This is a genomic window from Arthrobacter sp. 10T416, assembly GCF_056394165.1.
Map to the genome: position 1 here is coordinate 792,782 of NZ_JBFTHI010000001.1, position 24,312 is coordinate 817,093.

Genomic DNA, 24,312 nt, shown 5'->3' on the forward strand with positions numbered 1-24,312 from the left:
CAGCCCCCGCCCCGAGCGACAAGGAAAAACAATGAAGTTCCGTTCCGATCCCCAGCTCCACCTCAAAGGCTCCCTCGCCGCCATGTTCACCCCGTTCACCGAGGCGGGAGACGTCGACCACCACAGCCTGCGGAACATGGTGGAGTGGCAGATCGCCAGCGGCTCCTCCGGCATCACCATCGGCGGTTCCACCGGCGAACCCAGCGCCCAGTCCGTCGAGGAACGTGCCGCCGCCATCCGCGCCACCGCCGGGGCCATCGGCGACCGCGTCCCCTTTATGGCGGGCACCGGCACGGCCAAGCTGCAGGAAACCCTGGAACTGACCCAGGCCGCCGTCGACGCCGGCGCGGACGCGTCGATGATCATCACGCCCTACTACTCCCGGCCCACGCAGGAGGCGCTGTACCGCTGGTACGCCACCATCGCCACCGAGTTCCCCGACATGCCGTTCGTGATCTACAACGTGCCCTCCCGCACCGCCGTGGACATGGCCCCCGAAACGGTGGCGCGGCTGTTCCGCGATTTCGAGAACATCGTCGGAATCAAGGAAACCACCAAGGACTTCGAGCACTTCTCCCGCGTGATGCACCTCGCCGGCAAGGACCTGCTGGTCTGGTCCGGCATCGAACTGCTGTGCCTGCCGCTGATGGCCATTGGCGGCGTCGGCTTCATCTCGGCGCTGGCGAACATCGCGCCGAAGGCCTCCGCGGACATGTACCGGGCCTGGGTGGAGGGCGACTTCGAGACGGCCCGCAAAATCCACTACGGCGTCCACCCCCTGGTGGACCTCCTGTTCGTCGAGACCAACCCGGCCCCCAGCAAGTGGCTGATGGCCGAGGCCGGGCTGATCTCCTCCGCCCATGTCCGCCCGCCGCTGATCACGCCCACCGACGCCGGGCTGAAAAAGATCAACGAACTGATGGAAGCCGGCCGCGAGTACCTCACTCCGGTCGACGGCTTCCGGCTCTCGCAGTAACCCGCCCGTACACTTCACCGCCGAAGCAAAGGACTGAACCCCATGGCCGAGCACTACATTCCGGACGGGCTGCCCACCCGCATCCAGCACTACATCAACGGCGAATTCGTCGACTCCGTCAGCGGTGAGACCTTCGACGTCCTGGACCCGGTCTCCAACGAGACCTACGCCACCGCGGCTGCCGGGCAGAAGGAAGACATTGACCGCGCCGTCGCCGCGGCACGGACGGCATTCACCGAGGGCCCGTGGCCGCGGATGAAGCCGCGCGAACGTGCCCGGGTCCTGAACAGGATCGCGGACGCCGTCGAGGCCCAGGAAACCCGGCTCGCGCAGCTTGAGACGTTCGACACCGGACTGCCGATCACCCAGGCCAAGGGGCAGGCGCTCCGGGCGGCGGAGAACTTCCGTTTCTTCGCCGACCTCATCGTGGCGCAGTTCGACGACGCCATGAAGGTCCCGGGCGCGCAGATCAACTACGTCAACCGCAAGCCGATCGGCGTCGCAGGCCTGATCACACCCTGGAACACGCCGTTTATGCTCGAGTCCTGGAAGCTGGCCCCGGCGCTGGCCACCGGCAACTGCGTGGTGCTGAAGCCGGCCGAATTCACGCCGCTCTCCGCCTCGCTCTGGGCGCAGATCTTCAAGGACGCCGGCCTGCCCGACGGGGTGTTCAACCTGGTCAACGGGCTCGGCGAGGAAGCCGGCGACGCCCTGGTCAAACACCCGGATGTGCCCCTGATCTCCTTCACCGGCGAAACCACCACGGGCAAGACGATCTTCCGCAACGCCGCGGAACACCTCAAGGGCCTCTCGATGGAACTCGGCGGCAAGAGCCCGGCTGTCATCTTCGACGACGCTGACCTCGACGCGGCGATTGATTCCACCCTCTTCGGGGTCTTCTCCCTCAACGGCGAGCGCTGCACCGCCGGCTCCAGGATCCTGGTCCAGCGCGGCATCTACGCGGAGTTCTGCGAAAAATACGCCGCGCGGGCCAAAAACATCGTGGTGGGCGACCCGCACGATCCGAAGACCGAGGTGGGTGCGCTGGTCCATCCCGAGCACTACGAGAAGGTCGCCCGGTACGTGGAAATCGGCAAGTCCGAGGGCCGCCTGCTGGCGGGCGGCGGCCGCCCGGAGGGCCTGCCCACCGGCAACTACATTGCGCCCACCGTCTTCGCCGACGTCAAGCCGGATGCCCGGATCTTCCAGGAGGAGATCTTCGGACCGGTCGTGGCGATCACGCCGTTCGAGGACGACGCCGAGGCGCTGGCCCTGGCGAACAACACCCGTTACGGCCTGGCCGGGTATGTCTGGACCAACGACCTGACGCGGGCGCACAACTTCTCGCAGAACCTCGAGGCGGGGATGGTCTGGCTCAACAGCCACAACGTCCGGGACCTGCGGACCCCGTTCGGCGGCGTCAAAGCCTCCGGACTGGGCCACGAGGGCGGCTACCGCTCGATCGATTTCTACACCGACCAGCAGGCCGTCCACATCACCCTCGGCGGCGTCCACACGCCGAAGTTCGGTGCCGCGGCGGCGCACTGACGCCTCCACCGACCCGCCCCGCCGCCCCACCCGCGAACTCACCCGCGAACTCAAAGAGGAGTCCCCACCATGCCTAACGACATCATCACCCCCACGTCCCCCGCACCGGACATTGTCCGCTGCGCCTACATGGACCTGGTGGTCACCGACCTGGAGAAGTCCCGCGCGTTCTACGTGGACCTGCTGGGCCTGCACGTCACCTACGAGGACCAGGACGCGATCTACCTGCGCTCCTTCGAGGAATTCATCCACCACAACCTGGTCCTGCGCAAGGGCCCGGTGGCCGCCGCCGCCGCGTTCGCCTACCGGGTCCGCACCCCCGGGGACGTTGACAAAGCCGAGGCCTACTTCGCGGAGATGGGCTGCCGCACGGAGCGCCGCAAGGACGGTTTCGCGCGAGGGATCGGCGACGCGGTCCGGGTGGAGGACCCGCTGGGCTTCCCCTACGAGTTCTTCTACGAGGTGGAGCACGTGGAGCGCCTCACCCAGCGCTACGACCTCTACAGCGCGGGCGAGCTGGTCCGGCTGGACCACTTCAACCAGGTCACGCCGGATGTCCCCCGGGGCCGGAAGTACCTGGAGGACCTGGGTTTCCGCGTCTCCGAGGACATCAAGGACTCCGACGGCGTGACGTACGCGGCCTGGATGCACCGCAAGCAGACCGTGCACGACACCGCCCTGACCGGCGGGGACGGCCCGCGGCTGCACCACATCGCGTTCTCCACCCACGAGAAGCACAACATCATCCAGATCTGCGACAAGATGGGCGCTTTGCGGATCTCGGACCGGATCGAGCGCGGGCCCGGCCGGCACGGCGTGTCCAACGCGTTCTACTTGTACATCCTGGATCCGGACGGCCACCGGGTGGAGATCTACACGCAGGACTACTACACGGGCGATCCGGACAACCCCACGGTGACGTGGGACGTGCACGACAACCAGCGCCGCGACTGGTGGGGCAATCCCGTGGTCCCGAGCTGGTACACCGAGGCCTCCCTGGTCCTGGACCTGGACGGCAACCCGCAGCCGCTGGTTGTCCGGACCGACAGCAGCGAGATGGCAGTGACGGTCGGCGCCGACGGCTTCGCCTACACCCGTGAGCCCGGCGAGGAACGTGGCTTCAAGCTCGGTTCGCAGCTCTAGCTAGGCGGCCGCCGCCGCCGTCGCGTTGCGCCGACGCAGCACGACGGCGGCAGCCGCACCGAGCAGGAACAGCGCGGCCGCGGCGCAGACCGGAACCAGGAACGCCGTCGAATACCCGGAGGTCTGGGCCAGCTGCCCGGCGATGGACGAACCAATGGCGGTGCCGGCGACGATGCCGCTTGCGAGCATTGTCATCACGGTGCCCAGTTTGCCCTCGGGGGCAACGACGCCGCCGATCGCGAACACCGTGACCATCAGCGGGCCCACCGGAAGGCCAAGGACCAGCAACACCAGGATCATCGGCAGCGCCGTCGTCGGCACCAGCAGCAGCGCCGCCAGCCCCGTCATCAGCGCCGCGCATGCCAGCCAGCGGGCGTTGACGCTGAACCGCCGCGGCCAGTACGCCACGGACAATGCCGCGGCCGCCGAGCTCAGGCCCATGACGGCGTACAGGAGTCCGGCGAGTTCGGATGTCGCGAAGCTCGCGGAGAACGAGCTCAGGGAGGTCTGGGTGGCGCCGAAGAAGGTGCCCATGCAGACCATGGCCAGGACCGGCAGGGCGACGGCCGCGGTGTTGGCGGCGCGTTGTCCCGGCGCAAGGGTTTTCCGGTGCTCCCGCGCCGCAGCGGCGGCGGCGCGGCTCCGCGCGGGAGTTCGGGGTACCGCACGGTGCGTGGGGTGCACGGCGAATGCGGGCACCAAGGTGAGGGTTAGTGCGGCGGCGAGGGCCAGCGGGAGCCAGGGGCTAAGCAGGCTGGCGAGGATTCCCACCAGGGCCGGCCCCAGCACAAACGTCAGTTCATCTGCGGTGCTCTCGTAGGAGAGCGCAGTGTCCAGATCGCCGGGCTGGCCGGCGCCGCCTTTGCGGGAGCTCAGCGCCATCCAGCGGACACGGGCCAGCGGGCCGACCTGCGGGCAGCTGGCGCCGGCCACGAAGGCTGCGGCGAGCACGGGGACGGCGGCAGCGAGATCGCTGGCACCCGGGACCAGGTATGCGGCAAGGATCAGGGCGATGACGGCCACGGTGTTGAAAACGGCGGAAAAGAGCAGGACGGGGCGCTGGCCCAGCCGGTCCGCGAGGGCGCCGAGGACGGGGGCACCCAGCGCGGAGCCGATGCCGACGGCACCGGCAGCGGCGCCGCCGACTGCGTAGGAGTCGGTGACTGCCGTGACGAGGGTCAGGGCGCCGACGGTCAGCATGGCCAGAGGGAGCCGGGCGAAGAGTCCCAGCGGGATAAAGCTGCGTCCTGCGAGCAGGGGAAGCCTGGCGAAGCGTCCGCCGCTGGCGGGGACTGCGGGAACGTCGGCAGGAAGGGTCGTCGTCGAAGACGGTGAAGGGTTCATGATTCCGGGTTCGTTTAATGGTGCGCATCGTCCCTCCTCCCGATGCGCGCGACCCGGTAACCCTTCAATGATACCCGAGCGCCACGGCCCTCACATGGCCGCCTGCCGGGCGTTTAGACCAGGGCGTCGTCGGAGATGTGCAGGGTGGAGCCGTTGCGGCCCTTGACCACTTGCAGCTGCGTGGTGATGCGCTGTTTCATCTCTGCCACATGGCTCACCAGCCCCACCACCCTGCCGCCGTCCCGGAGTCCCTCAAGCGCATCCATAACCTGCTCCAGCGACTGCTCGTCCAGGCTGCCGAAGCCCTCGTCCACGAAGAGAGTTTCGATGTCCACCCCGCCGGACTCCATTTGCACAACGTCGGCCAGCCCCAGTGCCAGGGCCAGGGAAGCCATAAAGGACTCGCCGCCGGAGAGCGTGGCGGTGTCACGCCGCTGGCCCGTCCACTGGTCTACCACTTCCAGGCCAAGCCCGGATTTCTGCCCCCGCGCTGCCTTCGCATCGGTGTGCTGCAGGGTGTAGCGGCCGTCGCTCATGCCGATCAGCCGCTCCGAGGCGGCCTCCGCAACCTGTTCCAGCCGGGCGGCGAGCACGTAGCTGTTCAGGCTCATCCGGTAAGTGTTGTCGCCACCGCCGCGGGCAGCGTCGGCGACGGCGGTCCACAGCGCAGCACGCTCCCGCGGCTCGCGGCCCGCGGCAGCCTGGCCGGCGTACTCCCCCGCGATCCTGTCGAGGGTCCGGACGGATTTCGTGGCCAGGCCGGAGGCCAGGACGGCGTCGCGGACCTGGCGTTCGGCCGCGGCGCACTCGATCCGGAGCTCATCCACCGTTGCGGGGTCGGAAGGGTCGTCCGTGGCCAATTCCCGGGCGGCCCGGGACAGTTCCTCCCCGGCGAAGAGTTCCGCGAGCCGGGCAGTCTCGTCCTGGCCGGCCCGGACGGCGCTTTCCAAGGCTGCGGCGTCGCTCACCGGCAGCAGGACGGAGCGGACGGCTGCCACCGACTCGAATCCGGCGGCAGGGAGGGCCTCGTCGAGCCGGGCGACGGCCTCCGCGGTCCGGGCGCGGGCCTGTTCTAGGCTGCCGGCGGCCGCATCAACGCGTTCCAGCAGCTCTGTGGCGCGCCGGACGGAGCCGAGCCGGTCGCCCAGCGTCGCGTGCCCGGCGCGCAGGTCCGCCAGTGCGGCCTCGAGTTCGCCGGCCTGCGCGCGGACCTCCTTGAGCGCCGATTCGGCCTGCGCGATCCCGGCCACGGTGTCGGCCACGGTGAGCTCAGCGGCGGAAATCCCGTCTTCCAGCTCGGTGCGGCGCGCCCGCCGGGCCGCGAGGTCTGCGGCCGCGCGGGTGGAATCGGCCGCAAGTAACCTGGCCCGCTCGGCGTCGCTGCGGGCCAGTTCAGGCGCTGTATCGCCGCCCTGGGCAGCCAGCACCGCGAGGTCCTGCCGCGCGTCGCCCAGCTCGCGGTGAAGGACAGCAAGGACAGTTTCGGCGGCGTCCGCGGCCTCCTGGGCGGATTTCTCGGCGTCGGCGATGGCCAGGGCGGACGCGGCTGCCGGGGCGGGCGCGGGATGTTCGGCACTGCCACACACCGGGCACGGCTGGTCCGGGACCAGCTGGGCCGCGAGTTCCGCAGCGGCGTTTGCGAGCCGCTCCTCGCGGAGGTCCAGCCAGCGTTGCCGGCAGTCCTGGTGAGTGTCGCGGGCCACGCGGTGCCGCTCGGCCATGCGAGCGCAGCGTGCCTCCGCGGTGCCGTAGCGGCCAACGATGGCAACCAGTTCGTCTGCTGCCGCGGCCTCCTTGGTGCGCAGCTGGACGTCCGCAGCCAGCTCCTCGAGCGACGCCAGGCCCGCAGTCAGTTCGGCCGACTCAGCGCGCAGGGCCTCCAGCGCTGTTGCGGCGGACAGGCGTGTGGTCTCGAGCCCGGAGAGGGTCCCTTGGAGGTGCACGGCGCGGGCCAGCAGGCCGGCCAGCCGGTCCTCGTCCGGCAGCCGCTCCCTCAGTACCGCCTGGAGGGAGCGGAGCCGGCTGAGTTCTGTGCGCAGCACCTGGCTTTCCACGACGGCGCCGCCGTCCGGGCCGTCGGGTCCGGTGAGACGGGCGCCAAGTTCGGCTAGTTCGGGGTCGGACGGTGCCGCGGCCCGCAGCCCGTCGGACGCCGCCGCGGCCGCTGCCGCAGCGCGTTCCTCCGCCAACCAGGCACTGTCCATGGCCTGCAGCTGGCCACCCAGCACTTCGGCTTTCCGGTGTTTTGCGAGCCGTTCGGCCGTCTCCTGGAGTTCCGGCGCGGCGGCCTCGGCCGCGGCCCTCCGCTGTTCGGCGGCGGCCAGTTTGGCCCGCCGCGCGGCCCGGGCAGTGGCGTCTTCAAGGCGTTCGGCAAGGTGGGCGACGATGCTCTCGGCGTCGGCGGCTGCTGCCTGCCGTTCGCCGGCGGCGGCCGCGGCACCGGCATGGAGCCAGGAGAGCAGCCGGTCCGCGTCCTCGCGGCCGGGCGCCTCGTCCAGTTCCAGTCCTAGTCCGGCGGATTCGGCCTCAGCCTGGGCCAGCAGCAGCGCAAGGGCGTTGTTGAGGCTTTCCACCTCAGTGCGGACCGCGGCCGCGCGGCGTCCCAGTTCCTGTTCCACCGCCTCGAAACGCTGGGTGCCGAAGAGGCTCTGGAGCAGGACCAGCCGGTCAGCGGCCTTGGAGCGCAGGAACGCCGCGAAGTCGCCCTGCGGCAGCATCACCACCCGGGTGAACTGTTCCCGGTCCATACCCAGCAGGGCAGTGATCTCGGCGCCGGCTTCATCATTGCGGCCCGACTTTTCGACCCAGGCACCGTCGACCCGTTCACGGAGCAGGGTGTTGGCCTTCTGTTCGGTGAACCCGTTCTTGCCCCGGGCACTGGGCTTGTTCCAGGCCGGCATCCTGGACACTTCAAAATGCCGTCCCTGCGCCGAGAACTCGCAGGTGACGCGGGGCTCGGCCGCCGGAGCGGCGTGGTCGCTGCGCAGCCGTTTTCCTTCCTGCCGCGCCCCGGGCACGGAGCCGTAGAGGGCGAAGCAGATGGCATCCAGGACGCTGGTTTTTCCAGCCCCGGTGGCGCCGTTGAGCAGGAAAAGCCCGTGGGCGCTGAGCCGGTCGAAATCGATGCTCTCCGTTCCGGCGAACGGGCCGAACGCGGAGATCTCCAGGCGATGGATCCTCACCGGGACACCCCTTCCAGACGTACGGCTTCGAGGGCCTCTGCGAGGACGCCGGATTCGGCGTCGTCGACGCTGCGGCCCCGGACATGCTCCAGGAAGCCGCAGCAGATCGAGAGATCGTCCCCTGACTGCGCGAGCCGGCTGCTGTAGCTGGTTTTCGCGGCCGCTTCGGCACCTTCGGGGTCAAAGCCGAGGACCAGGGTGTCGGGGAAGCGGGCGCGCAGCCGTTCCATGGCCTGGGTGGGCCGTTGTGCGTCCGTCAGTGTGATCTGGCAGTACGCCTCCTCGGCCCACGCAAAGTCGGCCCCGGCGAGCAGTTCGTCCAGTGTGCCCCGGAGCACCGCGAGGGCGCGCGGGGCGTCCCAGAGTATCTCGGTCACGGCGGTGATGCCGCTGGTGTCTACGTCGATCAGCCAGCCGCCCTTGTGGTGCTTGGCTTCGGAAAAGGAGTAGGCCAGCGGGGAGCCGGAATAACGGACAGCCGGTGACAGCGACTGCCGGCCGTGCAGGTGGCCGAGGGCCGTGTAGCTGAAGCCGTCGAAGAGGTCCAGCGGCACAGCACCGACCCCGCCGATGCTCAGGTCCCGTTCGCTGTCCGAGCTGATGCCGCCACTGGCGAAGGTGTGGGCCAGGACGACGGAATGGACCGTCCGGCGGGCCGACCGTTCGGCGAGGTCGGCCCGGACGCGGCCGGTGGCGGCGCGGGTGACCTCGAAGTGGCTGGCGGTTTCAACGCCGAGCTGGCCGGCCACCAGCCGCGGCTCCAGCCACGGGATGCCGTAGATCGCGAGCACGGGACCCGTGTCCCCGGCCTCCCCGGCGTCGCCTTCCTCCCCTGCTCCGTCCGCAAGCGGCAGCAGCACGGGCGTATCCAGTTCCTCCAGTCGGGTGCGCAGATGCACTCCGCCGCGTTCAAGCAGCCGGGACGCGAATCCGAGCCGGATGGCGGAATCGTGGTTCCCGCTGGTCAGCACCACCTTCGCGCCCGCGCCGCTGAGCCGCACCAGGGCGTCGTCCAGCAGGCCGACGACGTCAACGCCGGGCAGGGCACGGTCGTAGACATCGCCCGCGATCAGGACGACATCCACCGACTCGTCGCGGACGACGCCGACCAGCTGATCGATGAAGGCCCGCTGCGCGTCGAGCATCCCGACGCCGTGGAACGACCGGCCCAAATGCCAGTCCGAGGTGTGCAATAACCGCATGCCACTACGCTATCGGCTGCCACCGACACTATTGCGCAAGGCCCCGGCGAGGGCCGCAGCGGGAACTACTGGGTGCGCTTGTCGAAGAAGTCGCGGGCGTCGTCGGTCCGCGCGTCATGGTTCCGCGCGTCGGCGGGTGCGGGTGCCGGAGCCGGTGCGGCGGCCGGGCGGCCCATACCGTCGGTGCCAGTGCGAGGGTCGCCGTCCACGTCGTCAGCGTCGTACCCGTCGACGTCGTGGGATCCGCCGGCCACTGGACTATCCGGCGCGCCGGACCTGACCGAGGTGTAGGCAAAGCCACGGAACACCAGTCCCGCAAGGGCGGCGCCGACCAGCGGGGCCACCCAGAAGAGCCACAGCTGGCCCAGGGCGTCGGGGCTGCTGAAGAGTGCGGACGCGGTGGCGCGGGCCGGGTTAAACGGGGCGTTGCCGATGCTCTGGCCCAATTGCAGGAGAACGGCCATGCTGAGGCCGACGGCGAACGGCGCGGCGGCCCGGGCCGGGTTGCGGCGGGCGGTGGTCCCCAGGTACACGGCTACCAGCAGGGCGGCGCCGAGCACCTCAACTAACAGCACGCCCGCCATGGGCGCCTGGACGACGGAGTGCGCGTCATAGCCTGCCGTGACGGTATCGAAGGCGGTCCGCGTGCCTTCCAGCTTCGGGACTGTCCGCAGTACGCCGAAGAGGGTCAGCGCCCCCAGCAGGGCACCCACCAGCTGCGCCCCGAGGTATGCGGCGGCCTCCACCAGACCGATCCGGCCCGCGATCGCGTTCCCGACCGTGACCGTCGGGTTGAAGTGGCCGCCGGACAGGTAGCCGAAGGCCAGCATGGACGCGGTCAGGGCCAGGCCCGCTGCGAGCGACGCAGACATGGGGTTGTACTGCGGCACCGCGAACAACGGCACACCGAGGCCCACCACCACAACGAACAGAGTTCCCAGGGCTTCGGCGGAGAGCCTGGCGAGGAGGCGGGGCTGGACGTCCCCGGCGGCCCCGGACGGCTGCCCGGCTTCCGGCGCGGGGTTGGATGCGGCGCCCGGTGCTGAGCCTGCTGGGACGGGGTTCGTCATGGTCTGGGGTTCCTTCGGTTGGGGGTCCGGTGCCGCGAGCAGTCTGCCAGCGCAGTCTGGACGTTAACTGGGTCCGAGCTTAGCGGCCGAGCGCCAGGGCGGCGACGGTGCAGGCCGCCAGGCCGATCACGGCAGCCGCGGCGTTCCGCAGCAGGGGCGCCGGTGGAGCCCCCGGGCCGCGCCGCAACTCCCGCCCGCGCATCAGCACGCATCCGGCCAGGACCGCGGTGGCCGCCATGGCCATCAGGACGCTGAGCCCCTGGACGTCGACGGCGGCAGAGGCGCCGGAGGCTCCGGCGCGCAACCAGCCGCGCCAGATCAGCAAATCGACGACGACGAGGGCCAGCAAGGTGCGCCGCCAGGCCAGCGAGGTGCGCTCGGGCTGGAGCCCGGGGTCCCGGTGCACCGCAGGAGTCACCGTGCCACCAGGAGCAGCCCGGCAAGGACAAACGCCGCGGCGGCCACGCCCACCGTCATGACCAGCAGCACGCCGGAGAACGGCAGTTCACGGTTGTTCCGCATGGCCGCCTCCATCCGGCCCCACCGGTGGTAGGACAGGACCGCCAGCCCCGCGCCGATCAGCGCCAGGATCACACACAGGGAGATGCGGACGGGACCCGGCGCAATGTTGGGAGCAAGCTGGTCGATGGCCAGGGCTCCGGCAATCAGCGCCAGCGAAGTCCTGATCCAGGCCAGGAAGGTCCGTTCGTTGGCCAGCGAAAACCTGTAGTCCGGGGTGCTGCCCGTCTTCCGCCACGCTGGTTCGCGCATGATTCTCCCTGTCAGTTTCAGCGGCACCAGGACGAATTCGGCGCCAACAGCACCCTACCGGGACCGGGCGGCCGATCCCGGCGGGTCCCCCGGCCGGGGTAAATTTGAAGGCATGAGCATCGATCCCGGCAGCGCCCCCGCGGCGTCGTCCCTCCCGACCCACAACTCCCGTATCCACGGCTGCCTGCTCGGCGGCGCCCTGGGCGATTCGCTGGGCTACGCGGTGGAATTCGCCACCATCGATGCGATCCGTGCCGAATACGGCCCCGCGGGCCTGCGGGACTTCGCCGACCTCCACACCGGCAGCCATTTCTCGGACGACACGCAGATGACCCTCTATACCGCCGACGGCCTGCTGGAGGCGCTGGAGTGGGCCAACGACGGTGTCGCCGCGGACACCAACGCCTGCATCTGGCTGGCCTACCTGCGCTGGCTCGGGACGCAGGGCGTGGCAGTGCCGGAGTCCGCGCCTTTCCAGCCGCCGCGCTGGATCGACAGCCACGAGGTCCTGCGGCACCGCCGGGCGCCCGGCAACGCCTGCCTCAGCGGCCTCGCCACCGGCGAAATGGGAACCGTGTACCGGCCGGTCAACCCGGATTCGAAGGGCTGCGGGACAGTGATGCGCTCGGCACCGTTCGGGCTACTCCCCTTCGTCGAGGCCGACGCTGTCTACAAACTCAGCGCGGACGCGGCCACCCTGACACACGGGCACCCGTCGGCCCGGCAGAGCGCCGCGGTGTTCAGCCTGCTGATCCACGCACTGATTGGCGGCCGGAGCCTGCAAGAGGCCGCGGATTTCGCGCTGGCGCACCTGCAGGAAGGCAGGCTGCCGAAGGGCGAGGAAACCGACCCCGCGCTCGTTGAGCGGCTCACGGCATCCCTCAGCCTCGCCGCGGCCGCCGGCGGCGGGAGCGTCCTGGCGGCCGAGGAACTGGTGCAGGAACTGGGCGAAGGCTGGGTGGCCGAGGAGGCACTCGCCGTCGCGCTCTACGCGGTGCTGGCGACCGAACCATCGTCGACGGCGGACTCGGCAGGCCCGGCCGGGCACTTCCGCGCGGCCATTGCGGTGGCCGTCAACCACAGCGGGGACAGCGACTCAACCGCCTCCATCGCAGGCAACATCCTGGGCGCGCACTACGGCATCGACTGCCTGCCGGCGGATTGGCTCGCCGCCCTCGAGGCGCCGGAGGTTATCCGGGGTATGGCCGAACGGCTGGCGGCGGTTACGGGCGCCTGAGCGAGATGTTGTTGCAGGCTTCGCAGACGTCCTCCGGGATGAGTCCGCGGCGCTGCAGCAATCCGAAGACCGCGCAGCCGAGGCAGAAACCGGCGAAGGCCTCAAGGGAGGCAGCGGCGATCAGCGCTGCGAGCAGGATCCAGGCAGCGGGCGCCAGGCCGGCGGCGAAGAGGATAGCCGCCGTCGTCGACAGCGCCGCCCCGATCCCCTGCGCAAAGCGCTTCGGCGGCCCGGGGACCAGCCGCTTTTTGCCCAGCAGCGGTGTCAGGACCTTGACTGAAAGGACGCCGAACGGCGAGATCCGCGGACCGAACAACACCCGGAGCCAGAACCCGATGGCGATCACCGCCAGTCCCCAGCCCGACCCCGTCACAAGCGTCGCGAGTGAAAGCAGCACCACCAGCGCCGCCGTGATCCGTGCGGAGTACTCGTTGACCGGGTTGGGGAACGCGAAAACCTTGCCCCAATCGATGCCGCCCGGTGCGTCGGCCGCGGGTGCCTGGTCCGCCCGGACAGGTGGCTGGATGAGTTTGCTCATCATTCAAGGCTAGGAGCGGGCCATGGCCGGGCGAAATGTTTATTGCGTCGTATGACCTGGGCGCAGCCGCCCGAACGCCTCAGGGCGCGTAGTGTCCGCCGACCATCTGGAGGAACTCGCCCTCGGAAAGAACTTCGATCCGTTGGCCGCGGTCGTGCAGTTCCAGGACGCGGCGCGCCTTGCCCGTCAGGCGGCCTGAGCGAAGGTCAGCCGCGACGAAGCCGTCCCCCACCACCAGGACAGTTGTGCGGGCCGTGACCCGGCTTTCCGGCCGCGCACCCAGCTCGGCGGAACGCAGCTTGGCCTCGGGCCGCGGAATGGCGAGTTCGCCGGTGAACACCACGGTCTGGCCGAAAAGGGGGTGGCCCGGTTCTGCCCCGGCGTTCGGCACGGGGTTGGCACCCTCCTCCGGCCAACCAGGCCGGAACGCCCGCGCGGCCGACGCCGCGCCTGCCCCGGCAGCCAGCGCTTCGAGCGCGGACCTCGTCGCCTTGGACAACGGGTCGGTCCGGGGGTCGAACGCGGGCTGGCGGGATACCATCAGCCCCAGTGAGAGGTACAGTTCGGCGATGCTGGCGGCGCCGTTGCGGGCCGCGATATCGATCAGGATGCCGGCGCAGGCCCGGGCGTCCTCGGCCGCGTCGTGGTGGTTGACCAGCGGGACACCGGCCTCCTCCGCGGCGTAGGGCAGCGAGTTGGACACCAGGGAGTAGCAGCGCCGGGAAAGCATCACCGTGCAGACGAAGTCGTAGGCGGGCCCGGGCAGCCCGGAGACTTCCAGGCCGGAACGGATCACACCGAGGTCGAAGGCGGCGTTGTGGGCGGCGATCACGTCACTGCCAATGAAGGCGCCGATCTCGGGAAACAGGTCACCGAAGCGGGGCAGCCCGGCCACCTGCTCGGGCCGGATGCCGTGGATACGGACGTTGTTGTGGTCAAAGGCGTCATGGTTCGCCGGCGGCCGCATCAGCCACGACGCTTCCTCGACGACGACGCCGCCACGGACCTTGGTGAGGCCGACGGCGCACGGCGAGCCGCGGAAGCCGTTCGCGGTCTCGAAGTCGATCGCCGTAAAGTCCAAACCCACGGTCCAACTTTAGCGCCGGATCCGGCCCTACCCGGTCAAGTACCCTAGATAGGTGAACCCAAATACCCTGCACTTCGCCGTGACCACCCTCGGAGGCGCCGGACCGGTCCAGCCGCAGATGGCCTCGTTCCTGCCCGACTGGTTGAACCCCCAGATCTTCCTCGCCGACCCGGCCCTCGCACCGTGGGTAGTGGTGCTGGTCTGCGGGATCATCTTCGCCGAAACCGGGTTGCTGGTCGGTTTCTTCCTGCCGGGCGACTCCATGCTGTTCACCGCCGGGCTGCTGGTCGCCACTGACACGATCAAGTTCAACATCTGGGCCCTTGCGGCGCTGATCATCGTCTCCGCGATCATCGGCAACCAGACCGGCTACCTCATCGGGTCCAAGGCCGGCCCGGCGATCTTCAACAAGCCTGACTCCAAGCTGTTCAAACGCGAAAACGTCGAAAGCGCGCACGCCTTCTTCGAGAAGCACGGCGGCAAGGCGCTCATCCTGGCCCGCTTCGTCCCCATCATCCGGACCTTTGTCCCGGTGATTGTCGGCGTGGCGCAGATGAGCAAGCGGAAATTCTTCATCTACAACGTCATCGGCGCCGTGCTCTGGGGCGGCGGCGTCACGCTGCTGGGCTTCCTGCTCGGCGACACGGTGCCGTGGGTCCGGGACAACCTGGACATCATCTTCATCGTGATCGTGCTGCTCTCCGTCATCCCGATCGGCATCGAGGTCATCCGCGGCCTCATCGCCAAGCGCCAGGCCGAGAAGTACGGCACCGGCGTGGTCGAGGAATTCATCGAGGAGCACGAGCCCGAAGACGAGCGCAAGACGCCCTAGCCCAAACCCCTGCAGTGACCAGCGGCCACGCCAGCCCGGGCTACCTGCCCGCCAGCGCCTCAACGATGGCCGGCAGCAGCGCCCGGAAGGCGTGGCCGCGGTGGCTTATGGCGTTTTTCTCCTCCGCACTGAGTTCGGCGCAGCTGCGGTCCAGGCCGCTCGGCTGCAGCACCGGGTCGTAGCCAAAGCCCCTGGCCCCGCGCGGCTCCCGCAACAGCGTGCCTTCGAGCTGGCCGTACTCCACCACTTCTCGCGCACCCCCGGACGCCCCCTCCGGTACGGCCAGGGCCGCTGCGCAGACAAACGCCGCGCCGCGGTGCCCGTCCGGGACGTCGGAAAGCTGGTTCAGCAGCAGCTGGAGGTTGGCGGCGTCGTCCCCGTGCCGCCCGGCCCAGCGCGCCGAGAAGATGCCCGGCGCCCCGCCCAGGACGTCCACGGCCAGGCCGGAGTCGTCGGCGATGGCGACCAAGCCTGTGGCTTCCGCCACGGCCCGGGCCTTGAGCAGCGAGTTCTCCGCGAAGGTCACACCGGTTTCGGCGACGTCGGGCGCACCGACGGCGCCCGCGTCCACCACCTGGGTGTCGACGTCGATTCCCGGCAGCTGCCCGCGCAGCAGCTCCCGCAGTTCCCGCAGCTTGCCCTGGTTGTGGGTCGCCAGCACCAGGACCGGAGTGGCCGGGGACTCGGGGACAGCGCCGCTCACGGAGCCTCGGCCAGGGTTTCGCGCTGGATCGCGGCGAGCTGCTCGGTGCCCAGCAGGGCCAGGTCCAGCAGCTTGTTGAGTTCGTCGCGGTCGAACGGCGCTCCCTCGGCGGTGCCCTGGACCTCGACGAACTTGCCCGAACCGGTCACCACAACGTTCATGTCCGTCTCGGCGCGGACGTCTTCGACGTAGGGCAGGTCCAGCATCGGAACGCCGTCGATGATCCCGACCGAAACAGCGGCGATGGTGTCCACCAGCGGCTGGGCGTTGCGGGCGATCAGCTTGTTTTCCCGGGCGAACCGGATCGCCTCGGCAAGGGCGACGTAGGCGCCGGTGATGGCAGCCGTCCGGGTGCCGCCGTCGGCCTGCAGGACATCGCAGTCCAGCACGATCGTGTTTTCGCCCAGGGCCTTGGTGTCGATGATCGAACGCAGCGAACGGCCGATCAGCCGGGAGATCTCGTGGGTACGGCCGCCAATCTTGCCCTTGACGGACTCGCGGGCGGAGCGGGTGTTGGTGGCCCGCGGCAGCATGGCGTATTCGGCGGTGACCCAGCCGCGGCCTTCACCCTTCAGCCAGCGCGGCACGCCCTCGGTCAGCGACGCCGTGCACAGCACCCGGGTGTTGCCGAACTCGATCAGGGCCGAGCCCTCGGCCTGCTTGGACCAGCCGCGGGTGATGCTGATCGGGCGGAGCTGGTCGGGGGTGCGGCCATCGGCGCGGATGACGGGGGTGGTGAGCGCTTCGGAAGTCATGCCCTCCAGCATATCGACTCGGCGCAGGCCCTCCGCCCGGCGGTGTGCTCAGACGGTGTAGTGCACGCCCGCCACGGCGACGGCCACGTGCTGGCCGAAGACCGCTTTGGCCTCGGCGGTGACGGTGATCTGGGAAGTCCAGACGGGGATGTGCGTGAGCAGGAGCCGCCGCGCCCCGGCGGCCACGGCCGCCTCGCCGGCACGTTTGCCGGTCAGGTGCACGTCCTTGATGTCGTCGTCGCGGCCTTCCTCGAACGCGGCTTCGCACAGGAACAGGTCAGCGTCCCGGGCCGCGTCCTCGAGCCCGGCGCAGGAGTCCGTGTCGCCCGAGTACCCAAGCACCCGGGTCACCGGAGTGCCGTCCTTGTCCGGTTCCGTGACCTCCACCCGCAGGGCGTAGGCCTCCTCCACGGGATGGTTCACCGCGAAGGGGGTGACCGTGAACGGGCCCACCGTCACCGGCTTGCGCTCGGACCAGTTGCTGAAGTCGAATTCCTCGTGCATCCCCGGGTCCAGGTCCAGGCCGTAGGCGGTGGCCATCCGGTCGGCCGTGGCGGCGGGACCCCAGACCGGGATCCGGCCGCGCCCCCAGCCGCCCGGCTTCCAGCGGACGGCAACGTGGAGCCCGCACAGGTCCATACAGTGGTCCGGGTGCAGGTGGGTCAGGAAAATCGCGTCGATATCCTCGAGGTCGGTGTAGCGCTGGATCGCTCCCAGCGCTCCGCTGCCGAGGTCGAGCACGATCTTCCAGGTCCGCTCGCCGTCGTGCGCGGTCAGCAGGTAGCACGACGCCGGTGAGCCGGGCCCCGGGAAAGATCCGGTACAGCCCACAATGGTCAGTTTCACCGGCCGGACCTCCGCAGGTCCGCCAGCTGCGGGGCATCGGCGGAAACAAAGTTGGAGATCCGCGGCCGGTCGGCGCCCGCCTGGGCGGCGGCGATCATTTCCGGCGTGATCCGGGCCAGGCTGCCGGTGGGGTACTGAGCGGCGACGTGGTCCACGTGCCGGACGCTGAGGACCTCGGGGCCGAGGAACCTGCGCGCGAGGTGCTCGAACTGGGCGGCATCACCTGTGGCGATGAAGTTGTGCTCCGGGGCGGTGGTTCCGGTCCGTTCAAGTCCGCGCGAGGCGAGGGCCCGGTAGACGTCCTTCGCCGTTTCCTCGGCGCTGGAGACGAGGGTGACGTCCTCGCCCAGGACGAAGGAGATCACCCCGGTCAGCAGCGGGTAGTGGGTGCAGCCGAGGACCACGGTGTCCACGCCGGCCGCCGTGAGCGGGGCCAGGTATTCACGGGCGACGGCGAGCAGCTCGGGGCCGGTGGTGATCCCTGCCTCGACGTACGGGACGAAGGCCGGGCAGGCGGCGGAGGTGATTTCCAGGTCCGGCGCGGCGGCGAAGGTGTCCTCGTAGGCGCGGGAGCCGACGGTCGCGGAGGTGCCGATGACGCCGACCCTGCCGTTCCGGGTGGCGGCGACCGCGCGGCGCACGGCCGGCTGGATCACCTCGATGACGGGGATGCCGTAACGCGCGGTGTACCGTTCCCGGGCGTCGCGGAGCACAGCGGCGGACGCGGAGTTGCAGGCGATGGTGAGCAGCTTGACGCCGGAATCGACCAGTTCGTCCATGACCCCCAACGCGTTGGCGCGCACCTCGGCGATGGGCAACGGGCCGTACGGGCCGTTGGCGGTGTCGCCGACGTAGAGAATGGACTCGTTGGGCAGCTGGTCAATGATGGACCGCGCCACGGTGAGGCCGCCGACGCCGGAGTCGAAAACGCCGATAGGGCGCTCCCCCGGCAGGGATTTTCCGGCGCTGCCCGCTGTGGTCTGCGCCGCAGCGCCCGCCGCCTGATCCGTGCTCGATGCTGAAGTCATGATTATTCGAGGATAGGGCTTCGCTACAAGTGCGGCCATCACATTGTGTCCAGCAACTCGTGTCTGATAGGTCACACCCCGCACCGCGCGGGGGTACCGGCCGCGGCTACGCCTCGAGCGAGGCCAGCATCGCCTGGACCAGGGATTCCTGCAGCCAGGTGGTGAAGTTGTAAACCAGTGCCAGGTAGCTCTCCACGTCCTCGGCCTGGGACCAGTCCTGCATCCGGTGGACGTGCTCGGCGTCGGCGTCGTCGCGGATATCGAGGCGCTCGGCAAGCACCAGCCGGACATCGTTCAGGGCCGTGGACCAGTGCCGTGCGTCGGCCCCGGTCAGCACCAGTTCGTCTTTGTCCAGGCCCAGGGCGGCAGCCTTCAGGGCACCGATCTTGGCCTCCCGCAGGGAACGCTCGGTGTAGCGGCGGAACTCCAGGGAGGCCTGGTCGTCGTCCTTGGTGACGTTGGGCAGGAGGCGGCGGAGAGCCCGGTCGGAGGGCTCGCGGGCCTCCGTGTCCAGCCCGACCAGGGCCGCGAGCGGATCCTGGTTGGCCCGTTCCTCCGGTTCCAGCATGGAGATGACGTCGTCAAAGAGGCTGCGCAGCAGGTCGCGTTCGGCCGGCTCGAGGTAACCGGTGATGCCCTTGAGCCCGTACTTGAATGCCTTAGCCACGTTTTCCTTTGCCCTTGCCTGATCCGGTGCCCCCGCCGTGCCCGGCCGCCTTCTCCACGGTGGCCCACAGGCCGTAGCCGTGCATGGCCACCGCGTGCTGTTCGACTTGTTCCTTGCTGCCGTGCGCCACGATGGAGCGGCCCTTCTTGTGGACCTCCAGCATGAGTTTGTTGGCCTTGGCCTCGGAGTAGCCGAAATAGCTGCGGAAGACATAGCTCACATAGCTCATCAGGTTTACCGGATCATTCCAGATCACGAGGTTCCAAGGGATGTCCGGAGCGGTCAGGACGTCTGTCGACGTCGCTGTTCCGGTCTGGGTGCTCTCCTTGGTGTCAGGGCCGAGCGCAACGCTGAGGGTCATCTGTCCATTCTATGGGGACCATACTGGTGGGCCCACACCGGCGAGGGCCCCGCGGCGAAGCGGAGCGAGACGAGGGAGCCGGTGGGTGGGCCCACACCGGCTAGGGCCCCACGGCGAAGCGGAGCGAGACGAGGGAGCCGGTGGGTGGGCCCACACCGGCGAGGGCCCCACGGCGAAGCGGAGCGAGACGAGGGAGCCGGTGGGGACTAGAGTGATTTTGTGAGTACCTCAGCTGGCTGGGACCATCCCCGCACGTCCCTGTACACCGACCACTACGAGCTGACCATGCTGCAGGCCGCACTGCATTCGGGCGCCGCGCACCGCAAGTCGGTGTTCGAAGCGTTCGCCCGGCGGCTGCCGGACGGACGGCGCTACGGGATTGTGGCCGGTACAGGGCGGCTGCTGGAGGGCATCGCCGGATTTCGCTTCGGCGACGCCGAGATCGACTACCTGCGCCGGACCAAGGTGGTCAACGAGGAAACCCTCGAGTACCTCGCCAACTTCTCCTTTTCCGGCGACATCTGGGGCTACGCGGAAGGTGAGGCGTACTTCCCCAACTCCCCCATCCTGATCGTCGAATCCACCTTCGCCGAGGCCTGCATCCTCGAGACGTACATCCTCTCGATCCTCAACCATGACAGCGCGATCGCATCGGCGGCCTCCCGCATGATCACAGCTGCGGGAACCCGCCCCTGCGTCGAGATGGGCTCCCGGCGGACCCAGGAGGAATCCGCCGTGGCCGCCGCCCGCGCGGCAGTGATCGCCGGCTTTGACAGCACCTCCAACCTTGAGGCCGGCCGCCGCTACGGGATCAAGACGGTGGGCACCGCGGCGCACTCCTTCACCCTGCTGCATGACACGGAACGCGAGGCGTTTGAAGCACAGCTTGCCTCGATGGGCGCCGGAACGGCGCTGCTGGTGGACACCTACGACGTCGAAGCCGCGGTCCGTACCGCCGTCGAACTTGCCGGCGACAAACTCGGCGCGGTCCGGCTCGACTCCGGTGACCTCGTGGCGCAGGCCCAGTGGGTCCGGCAGCTGCTCGATGAGCTCGGCAACGAAAACACCAGGATCATCGTCACCTCGGACCTGGACGAATTCGCCATCGCGGCGCTCCAGTCCGCCCCGGTGGACTCCTACGGCGTCGGTACCTCGCTGGTCACCGGCTCCGGCGCGCCAACGGCAAGCATGGTCTACAAACTGGTCAGCCGCACCGACGACAACGGCACGTTTGTGCCGGTCGCTAAGGCCGCGAAGAACAAAACGAGCAAGGGCGGCCGCAAGTACGCCCTGCGCCGCCTCAACGACCGCGGCACCGCCACCCAGGAGATCGTCGGCATCGGGCACCGGCCGGACGACGACGGCAACGACCGGCAGCTGCTGCAGCAGTTCATCAAGAACGGCGAGCTGCTGCCGGGCTGGACGGGCCCGGACGGGGTGGTCCGCGCCCGCCAGCGGCACGCCGACAGCATGAAGGAGCTCCCGGCCGTGGTCAACCGCCTGCAGCGCGGCGACGCCGCCATCCCGACCATCTACGAGGAGGACTGAATGTCCCGCGCCCTGATCATCGTTGACGTCCAGAACGATTTCTGCGAGGGCGGGACACTCCCGGTCGACGGCGGGGCGGCCCTGGCCGCGGAGATCAGCGAATACGTTGACGCCCACCACGGCCAGTTCGACCACGTCGTCGCCACCCAGGACTGGCACATCGAGCCGGGCGCCCACTTCTCCGAGCAGCCCGACTTCCTCGACAGCTGGCCGCCGCATTGTGTCGCGGGCACCCGCGGCGCCGAGTTGCACCCGGACCTGGACACCGAGTACGTCGAGGCCTATTTCCGTAAGGGACAGTTCACGGCGGCGTACTCGGGGTTCGAAGGCCTGCTCGCTCCTGACGACGCCGTCCCCACCGGCGACCGCACCCCCGGCTCCCTGCCCGTGGCAGGCGCCGTCGATGCGGACGCTTTCGCGGCCGATGAGGACGCCATCGGCCTGGACGACTGGCTGCAGAGCCACGACGTCGAGGAGGTGGTGGTGGTGGGGATCGCCACCGACCATTGTGTGAAAGCCACCGCCCTGGACGCCGTCCAGGCAGGCTACTCCGTCACCGTCCTGCGCGGGCTCACCGTCGGGATCGCCGACGACCTCGACGACGCCTTCGCCGAAATGGAGCTCGGCGGCGTGGACCTTAGCTGAGATCGCCGCGGCCCCGGCCGCACAGTAGACTCGGAATCCTTGCCAGTAACGTCGGACCGTAAAATCCCGGAGTACACCATGAAGAAGACCCTGACCGTCCTGATCGCTGCCGGGACCCTGCTCGGCGCAGCCGCCTGCACGGCCTCCCCGCAGCTGACCAACCAAGAAACCTGCGCCCGGGTCAAGACCGTCGTCTCCGCCCAGTCCGCCTCGTCGGACAAGGCCGGCATGAACAAGGTCGCGAACCAGCTCCGGCCGATCGAGGCGGCGGCTTCCGATGACCTCCGGGATCCGCTGCAGACGATCATCGAATACTTCGACGAAGCGGCGAAACCGACGCCGGACACCGCCAAGCTGGACACCATGAAGGCCGACTACTCGGCCGCGGGCCAGGCCTACAGCAAGGTTTGCGGCGCGGGCCAGTAGCCGGAGCCGCGGCACCAGCACCATAACTGCACGAAAAAGGGACCGGTCCCCCGGTCCCTTTTTTGTGCCCGCACCACCGTCCGGCTGCACAGTCCCGCCGGGGGGACCTACTTGCGGCCGATGAACCAGTCCTGGAGCTTCCGGAGCCGGGTCTGCAACTGCTCCTCGTTGGCCTGGGCCACGGCCGGGCCGCCGCACACCGTCCGCAGTTTGGTGTGGATGACCCCGTGCGGTGTCCCGGTCCGCGCGGACCAGGCCGCGACGTTCTTGGCCAGCTCGGTGCGCAGGTCCATCAGCATCCTGTGGTCCGGGAGGGCTGGTGCCTCGCGGGCCGCCTCCGGCTGCGGGGCGCGCTTGTTCTTGCGGTTGAGTTGATCGTGCTGGCGCTGGCGGAGCAGGGTGCCCACCTGCTCTGCATCGAGCAGGCCGGGGATGCCCAGGAAGTCCAGCTCGTCTTCGGAGCCCACCTCGCCGCCGGTCCCGAATTCGCCGCCGTCGAACAGCACCCGGTCAAAGGACGCCTGCGAGTCGAGGGCCTCGAATTTGCCCTTCATCAGCGTGTCCGAGGCCTTTTCCTCGCGGTTGGCCTCGTCCATCAGCGAATCTTCGGGGTTGAAGAGCCCGTCGCCGTCTTCCTTCTCGGGCCGGTCCAGTGCGTGGTCGCGCTCGGCCTCCATGGAGTTCGCCAGCGCCATCAGCTGCGGCACGGACGGCAGGAAGACCGACGCCGTTTCGCCGCGCTTGCGCGCACGCACAAAACGGCCCACGGCCTGGGCGAAGAACAGCGGTGTGGACGTCGAAGTCGCATAGACACCTACGGACAGCCGCGGCACGTCAACACCTTCGGAAACCATACGGACCGCGACCATCCAGCGCTTGTCGCCGGCGGAGAATTCCTCGATCTTGTTCGAGGCCTTGGCGTCGTCGGAGAGGATGACGGTGGGCGACTCCCCGGTGATCCGCTTCAGCTGGCCGGCGTACGCACGCGCGTCGTCGTGATCGGTGGCAATGACCAGGCCGCCGGCGTCGGGCACGGTGCGGCGCACCTCGCTGAGGCGTTTGTCCGCTCCGGCGAGGACCGCGGGGATCCATTCGCCGGCGGGGTTGAGCGCCGTCCGCCAGGCCTGGGAGGTGATGTCCTTGGTCACCGCCGACTCACCGAGCGAGGCGGCCATTTCGTCGCCGGCGCTGGTCCGCCAGCGCATCTGGCCGGAGTACGCCATAAACATCACCGGCCGGACCACGTGGTCCCGCAGGGCTTTGCCGTAGCCGTAGGTGTAATCGGCTTTGGAGCGGCGGATGCCGTCGCGGTCCTCGGTGTACTCGACAAACGGGATGGGCGACGTGTCGGAGCGGAACGGGGTACCGGTCAGGGACAGGCGCCGGGCGGCCGGGTCGAAGGCCTCGCGCAGGCCATCGCCCCAGGAGAGCGCCTCACCGCCGTGGTGGATTTCGTCGAGGATCACCAGCGTGCGCGCGGCCTCGGTTTTGGCCCGGTGCAGCATCGGCTTGCTGGCGACCTGAGCATAGGTGACGGCGACGCCGATGAAGCCGCGGCCGTGCTGGCCGTCGGCGTTTTTGAAGTTCGGGTCAATGGCGATGCCAACCTTCGCGGCGGCATCTGCCCACTGGCGTTTCAGGTGGTCCGTCGGGGCCACGATCGTCACCCGGTTAACCACACCGGCCTCGATGAGCATCGAGGCCACACGGAGGGCGAAAGTTGTCTTACCGGCACCGGGGGTAGCGACTGCCAGGAAGTCCTTGGGGCTGGCGCCGAAGTAGCTGTCCAGTGCCTCCTGCTGCCAGGCACGCAGTTTCGGGGCGGTACCCCACGCGGCCCGCTCGGGATACGCGGGCGGCAGCACGGGTCCGCCGAAGAGTGTCTCCGTCACTTAGGAGCCCTCCCGTCCGCGCACGGCAGCCGGTTCCGGAGAAACCCAAGTAAGCACAAAAACACCAATCTTTTTTCGGATGAACCGGATATCAGGACGGCAACGGAACGCCTATCCGGCCGCGGGGGGCACGCGGCAGCGGCCCGTCCCACGGCGCTGTGAAGCCGCCGCGCGGAGGCCTTCTGTCGTAGCCCTACTTCCCGGAGTCGCCGCCGTCGCCGCCCGGGCGCAGGCCTTCGTAGACCTCTTTGCACTCGGGGCAGACCGGGAACTTTTTCGGGTCCCGGCCCGGGGTCCAGACTTTACCGCAGAGCGCGATGACGGGTTCACCCGAGAGAGCGGACTCCATGATTTTTTCCTTGCGCACGTAGTGCGAGAAGCGTTCCCGGTCGCCGGGCTCGACTTCCTGGCGCAGTTCCTCGCGCTCAATGGTGGCCGTCGACGTCCCGGCTCCGGAGAGCTCACGCATCGGGTCATCGTCCAAGGCACTCTTGATGGGATCCGTCATGCT

The 24,312-nt window shown here is 69.2% G+C and carries 24 protein-coding genes; 8 read left to right on the top strand and 16 right to left on the bottom strand.

From position 1 onward, the window contains the following. Positions 1 to 31: 31 nt before the first annotated feature. The 3 genes from dapA to hpaD all read left to right on the top strand — a co-directional run bounded on the left by dapA (position 32) and on the right by hpaD (position 3,667). On the top strand, positions 32 to 976 hold the full coding sequence (dapA, locus tag AC1DBE_RS03650; RefSeq protein WP_476969623.1) for a 4-hydroxy-tetrahydrodipicolinate synthase: 945 nt from the start codon (positions 32 to 34) through the stop codon (positions 974 to 976). A gap of 42 nt (positions 977 to 1,018) precedes the next feature. Next, a complete protein-coding gene (gene hpaE, locus AC1DBE_RS03655) occupies positions 1,019 to 2,524 on the top strand; it encodes a 5-carboxymethyl-2-hydroxymuconate semialdehyde dehydrogenase (RefSeq protein ID WP_476969624.1) in 1,506 nt (501 codons plus the stop codon). A 69-nt stretch (positions 2,525 to 2,593) separates the two neighbouring features. Beyond that, on the top strand, positions 2,594 to 3,667 hold the full coding sequence (gene hpaD, locus AC1DBE_RS03660) for a 3,4-dihydroxyphenylacetate 2,3-dioxygenase (RefSeq protein WP_476969625.1): 1,074 nt from the start codon (positions 2,594 to 2,596) through the stop codon (positions 3,665 to 3,667). Here the strand turns inward: hpaD and AC1DBE_RS03665 are convergent, their stop codons facing one another. From AC1DBE_RS03665 to AC1DBE_RS03690, 6 genes are all read right to left on the bottom strand, one after another. Next, positions 3,668 to 5,011, bottom strand: coding sequence for an MFS transporter (locus AC1DBE_RS03665; RefSeq protein ID WP_476969626.1), 1,344 nt, complete (start codon positions 5,009 to 5,011; stop codon positions 3,668 to 3,670). A gap of 113 nt (positions 5,012 to 5,124) precedes the next feature. Next, complete coding sequence (locus tag AC1DBE_RS03670) at positions 5,125 to 8,193, bottom strand: AAA family ATPase (protein WP_476969627.1); 3,069 nt, start codon at positions 8,191 to 8,193, stop codon at positions 5,125 to 5,127. Continuing rightward, positions 8,190 to 9,395 carry an exonuclease SbcCD subunit D gene (locus AC1DBE_RS03675; protein WP_476969628.1) on the bottom strand — a complete coding sequence of 402 codons (1,206 nt, stop codon included), beginning with the start codon at positions 9,393 to 9,395 and terminating at the stop codon, positions 8,190 to 8,192. The genes AC1DBE_RS03670 and AC1DBE_RS03675 overlap by 4 nt, the downstream gene beginning before the upstream one ends. A gap of 65 nt (positions 9,396 to 9,460) precedes the next feature. Continuing rightward, complete coding sequence (locus AC1DBE_RS03680) at positions 9,461 to 10,465, bottom strand: MIP/aquaporin family protein (protein WP_476969629.1); 1,005 nt, start codon at positions 10,463 to 10,465, stop codon at positions 9,461 to 9,463. Between the two features lie 79 nt (positions 10,466 to 10,544). After that, positions 10,545 to 10,883, bottom strand: coding sequence for a DUF202 domain-containing protein (locus AC1DBE_RS03685; RefSeq protein ID WP_476969630.1), 339 nt, complete (start codon positions 10,881 to 10,883; stop codon positions 10,545 to 10,547). Beyond that, positions 10,880 to 11,236, bottom strand: a complete 357-nt coding sequence (locus AC1DBE_RS03690; protein WP_476880594.1) for a YidH family protein — start codon at positions 11,234 to 11,236, stop codon at positions 10,880 to 10,882. The genes AC1DBE_RS03685 and AC1DBE_RS03690 overlap by 4 nt, the downstream gene beginning before the upstream one ends. Positions 11,237 to 11,348: 112 nt before the next feature. On the opposite strand from AC1DBE_RS03690, the gene AC1DBE_RS03695 reads away from it, so the two are divergent. Next, entirely contained in the window at positions 11,349 to 12,473 is a 1,125-nt protein-coding gene (locus tag AC1DBE_RS03695) for an ADP-ribosylglycohydrolase family protein (protein WP_476969631.1), read from the top strand. Here the strand turns inward: AC1DBE_RS03695 and AC1DBE_RS03700 are convergent. Then, the gene (locus tag AC1DBE_RS03700; protein WP_476903002.1) at positions 12,460 to 13,011 is read right to left on the bottom strand and encodes a DUF4395 domain-containing protein; all 552 of its coding nucleotides are present in this window, start codon (positions 13,009 to 13,011) and stop codon (positions 12,460 to 12,462) included. The two genes, AC1DBE_RS03695 and AC1DBE_RS03700, sit on opposite strands and share 14 nt — an antisense overlap. A 79-nt stretch (positions 13,012 to 13,090) precedes the next feature. After that, positions 13,091 to 14,098 (bottom strand): 3'-5' exonuclease, encoded by a 1,008-nt coding sequence (locus AC1DBE_RS03705; protein WP_476969632.1) that lies wholly within the window; start codon positions 14,096 to 14,098, stop codon positions 13,091 to 13,093. Positions 14,099 to 14,216: 118 nt separating this feature from the next. On the opposite strand from AC1DBE_RS03705, the gene AC1DBE_RS03710 reads away from it, so the two are divergent. Further along, the gene (locus tag AC1DBE_RS03710; protein ID WP_476969673.1) at positions 14,217 to 14,930 is read left to right on the top strand and encodes a VTT domain-containing protein; all 714 of its coding nucleotides are present in this window, start codon (positions 14,217 to 14,219) and stop codon (positions 14,928 to 14,930) included. Between the two features lie 40 nt (positions 14,931 to 14,970). Here AC1DBE_RS03710 and rdgB read toward each other — a convergent pair whose 3' ends face one another. The 6 genes from rdgB to clpS all read right to left on the bottom strand — a co-directional run bounded on the left by rdgB (position 14,971) and on the right by clpS (position 19,290). Next, the gene (gene rdgB, locus AC1DBE_RS03715; RefSeq protein WP_476969633.1) at positions 14,971 to 15,633 is read right to left on the bottom strand and encodes an RdgB/HAM1 family non-canonical purine NTP pyrophosphatase; all 663 of its coding nucleotides are present in this window, start codon (positions 15,631 to 15,633) and stop codon (positions 14,971 to 14,973) included. Further along, positions 15,630 to 16,388: a ribonuclease PH gene (gene rph, locus AC1DBE_RS03720; RefSeq protein ID WP_476880249.1), complete on the bottom strand. Its 759-nt coding sequence runs from the start codon at positions 16,386 to 16,388 to the stop codon at positions 15,630 to 15,632. The genes rdgB and rph overlap by 4 nt, the downstream gene beginning before the upstream one ends. Before the next feature lie 48 nt (positions 16,389 to 16,436). Beyond that, positions 16,437 to 17,234, bottom strand: a complete 798-nt coding sequence (locus AC1DBE_RS03725; RefSeq protein WP_476969634.1) for an MBL fold metallo-hydrolase — start codon at positions 17,232 to 17,234, stop codon at positions 16,437 to 16,439. After that, complete coding sequence (murI, locus tag AC1DBE_RS03730) at positions 17,231 to 18,301, bottom strand: glutamate racemase (RefSeq protein WP_476969635.1); 1,071 nt, start codon at positions 18,299 to 18,301, stop codon at positions 17,231 to 17,233. The genes AC1DBE_RS03725 and murI overlap by 4 nt, the downstream gene beginning before the upstream one ends. Before the next feature lie 67 nt (positions 18,302 to 18,368). Continuing rightward, a complete protein-coding gene (locus AC1DBE_RS03735; RefSeq protein ID WP_476903003.1) occupies positions 18,369 to 18,929 on the bottom strand; it encodes a DUF2017 domain-containing protein in 561 nt (186 codons plus the stop codon). Then, entirely contained in the window at positions 18,922 to 19,290 is a 369-nt protein-coding gene (gene clpS, locus AC1DBE_RS03740; RefSeq protein WP_476903004.1) for an ATP-dependent Clp protease adapter ClpS, read from the bottom strand. The genes AC1DBE_RS03735 and clpS overlap by 8 nt, the downstream gene beginning before the upstream one ends. Before the next feature lie 219 nt (positions 19,291 to 19,509). On the opposite strand from clpS, the gene AC1DBE_RS03745 reads away from it, so the two are divergent. From AC1DBE_RS03745 to AC1DBE_RS03755, 3 genes are all read left to right on the top strand, one after another. Next, entirely contained in the window at positions 19,510 to 20,838 is a 1,329-nt protein-coding gene (locus AC1DBE_RS03745) for a nicotinate phosphoribosyltransferase (protein WP_476969636.1), read from the top strand. Beyond that, complete coding sequence (locus AC1DBE_RS03750; protein ID WP_476969637.1) at positions 20,839 to 21,483, top strand: isochorismatase family protein; 645 nt, start codon at positions 20,839 to 20,841, stop codon at positions 21,481 to 21,483. 78 nt (positions 21,484 to 21,561) lie between these two features. After that, positions 21,562 to 21,909: a hypothetical protein gene (locus AC1DBE_RS03755; RefSeq protein ID WP_476880577.1), complete on the top strand. Its 348-nt coding sequence runs from the start codon at positions 21,562 to 21,564 to the stop codon at positions 21,907 to 21,909. A 107-nt stretch (positions 21,910 to 22,016) separates the two neighbouring features. Here the strand turns inward: AC1DBE_RS03755 and AC1DBE_RS03760 are convergent, their stop codons facing one another. Both AC1DBE_RS03760 and AC1DBE_RS03765 read right to left on the bottom strand, forming a co-directional pair. After that, a complete protein-coding gene (locus AC1DBE_RS03760; protein WP_476903007.1) occupies positions 22,017 to 23,801 on the bottom strand; it encodes a DEAD/DEAH box helicase in 1,785 nt (594 codons plus the stop codon). A gap of 193 nt (positions 23,802 to 23,994) precedes the next feature. Continuing rightward, entirely contained in the window at positions 23,995 to 24,309 is a 315-nt protein-coding gene (locus AC1DBE_RS03765) for a DUF3039 domain-containing protein (RefSeq protein ID WP_476880576.1), read from the bottom strand. Positions 24,310 to 24,312 lie beyond the last annotated feature (3 nt).

Coding starts and splice junctions, on each gene's coding strand:
- AC1DBE_RS03665 (WP_476969626.1), bottom strand. CDS start 5,011: ATGAACCCTTCACCGTCTTCGACGACGACCCTTCCTGCCGACGTTCCC.
- rph (WP_476880249.1), bottom strand. CDS start 16,388: ATGACTTCCGAAGCGCTCACCACCCCCGTCATCCGCGCCGATGGCCGC.
- AC1DBE_RS03710 (WP_476969673.1), top strand. CDS start 14,217: ATGGCCTCGTTCCTGCCCGACTGGTTGAACCCCCAGATCTTCCTCGCC.
- AC1DBE_RS03765 (WP_476880576.1), bottom strand. CDS start 24,309: ATGACGGATCCCATCAAGAGTGCCTTGGACGATGACCCGATGCGTGAG.
- AC1DBE_RS03695 (WP_476969631.1), top strand. CDS start 11,349: ATGAGCATCGATCCCGGCAGCGCCCCCGCGGCGTCGTCCCTCCCGACC.
- dapA (WP_476969623.1), top strand. CDS start 32: ATGAAGTTCCGTTCCGATCCCCAGCTCCACCTCAAAGGCTCCCTCGCC.
- AC1DBE_RS03680 (WP_476969629.1), bottom strand. CDS start 10,465: ATGACGAACCCCGTCCCAGCAGGCTCAGCACCGGGCGCCGCATCCAAC.
- hpaE (WP_476969624.1), top strand. CDS start 1,019: ATGGCCGAGCACTACATTCCGGACGGGCTGCCCACCCGCATCCAGCAC.
- AC1DBE_RS03675 (WP_476969628.1), bottom strand. CDS start 9,395: ATGCGGTTATTGCACACCTCGGACTGGCATTTGGGCCGGTCGTTCCAC.
- clpS (WP_476903004.1), bottom strand. CDS start 19,290: ATGACCCTCAGCGTTGCGCTCGGCCCTGACACCAAGGAGAGCACCCAG.
- AC1DBE_RS03750 (WP_476969637.1), top strand. CDS start 20,839: ATGTCCCGCGCCCTGATCATCGTTGACGTCCAGAACGATTTCTGCGAG.
- AC1DBE_RS03755 (WP_476880577.1), top strand. CDS start 21,562: ATGAAGAAGACCCTGACCGTCCTGATCGCTGCCGGGACCCTGCTCGGC.
- AC1DBE_RS03700 (WP_476903002.1), bottom strand. CDS start 13,011: ATGAGCAAACTCATCCAGCCACCTGTCCGGGCGGACCAGGCACCCGCG.
- hpaD (WP_476969625.1), top strand. CDS start 2,594: ATGCCTAACGACATCATCACCCCCACGTCCCCCGCACCGGACATTGTC.
- murI (WP_476969635.1), bottom strand. CDS start 18,301: ATGGCCGCACTTGTAGCGAAGCCCTATCCTCGAATAATCATGACTTCA.
- AC1DBE_RS03690 (WP_476880594.1), bottom strand. CDS start 11,236: ATGCGCGAACCAGCGTGGCGGAAGACGGGCAGCACCCCGGACTACAGG.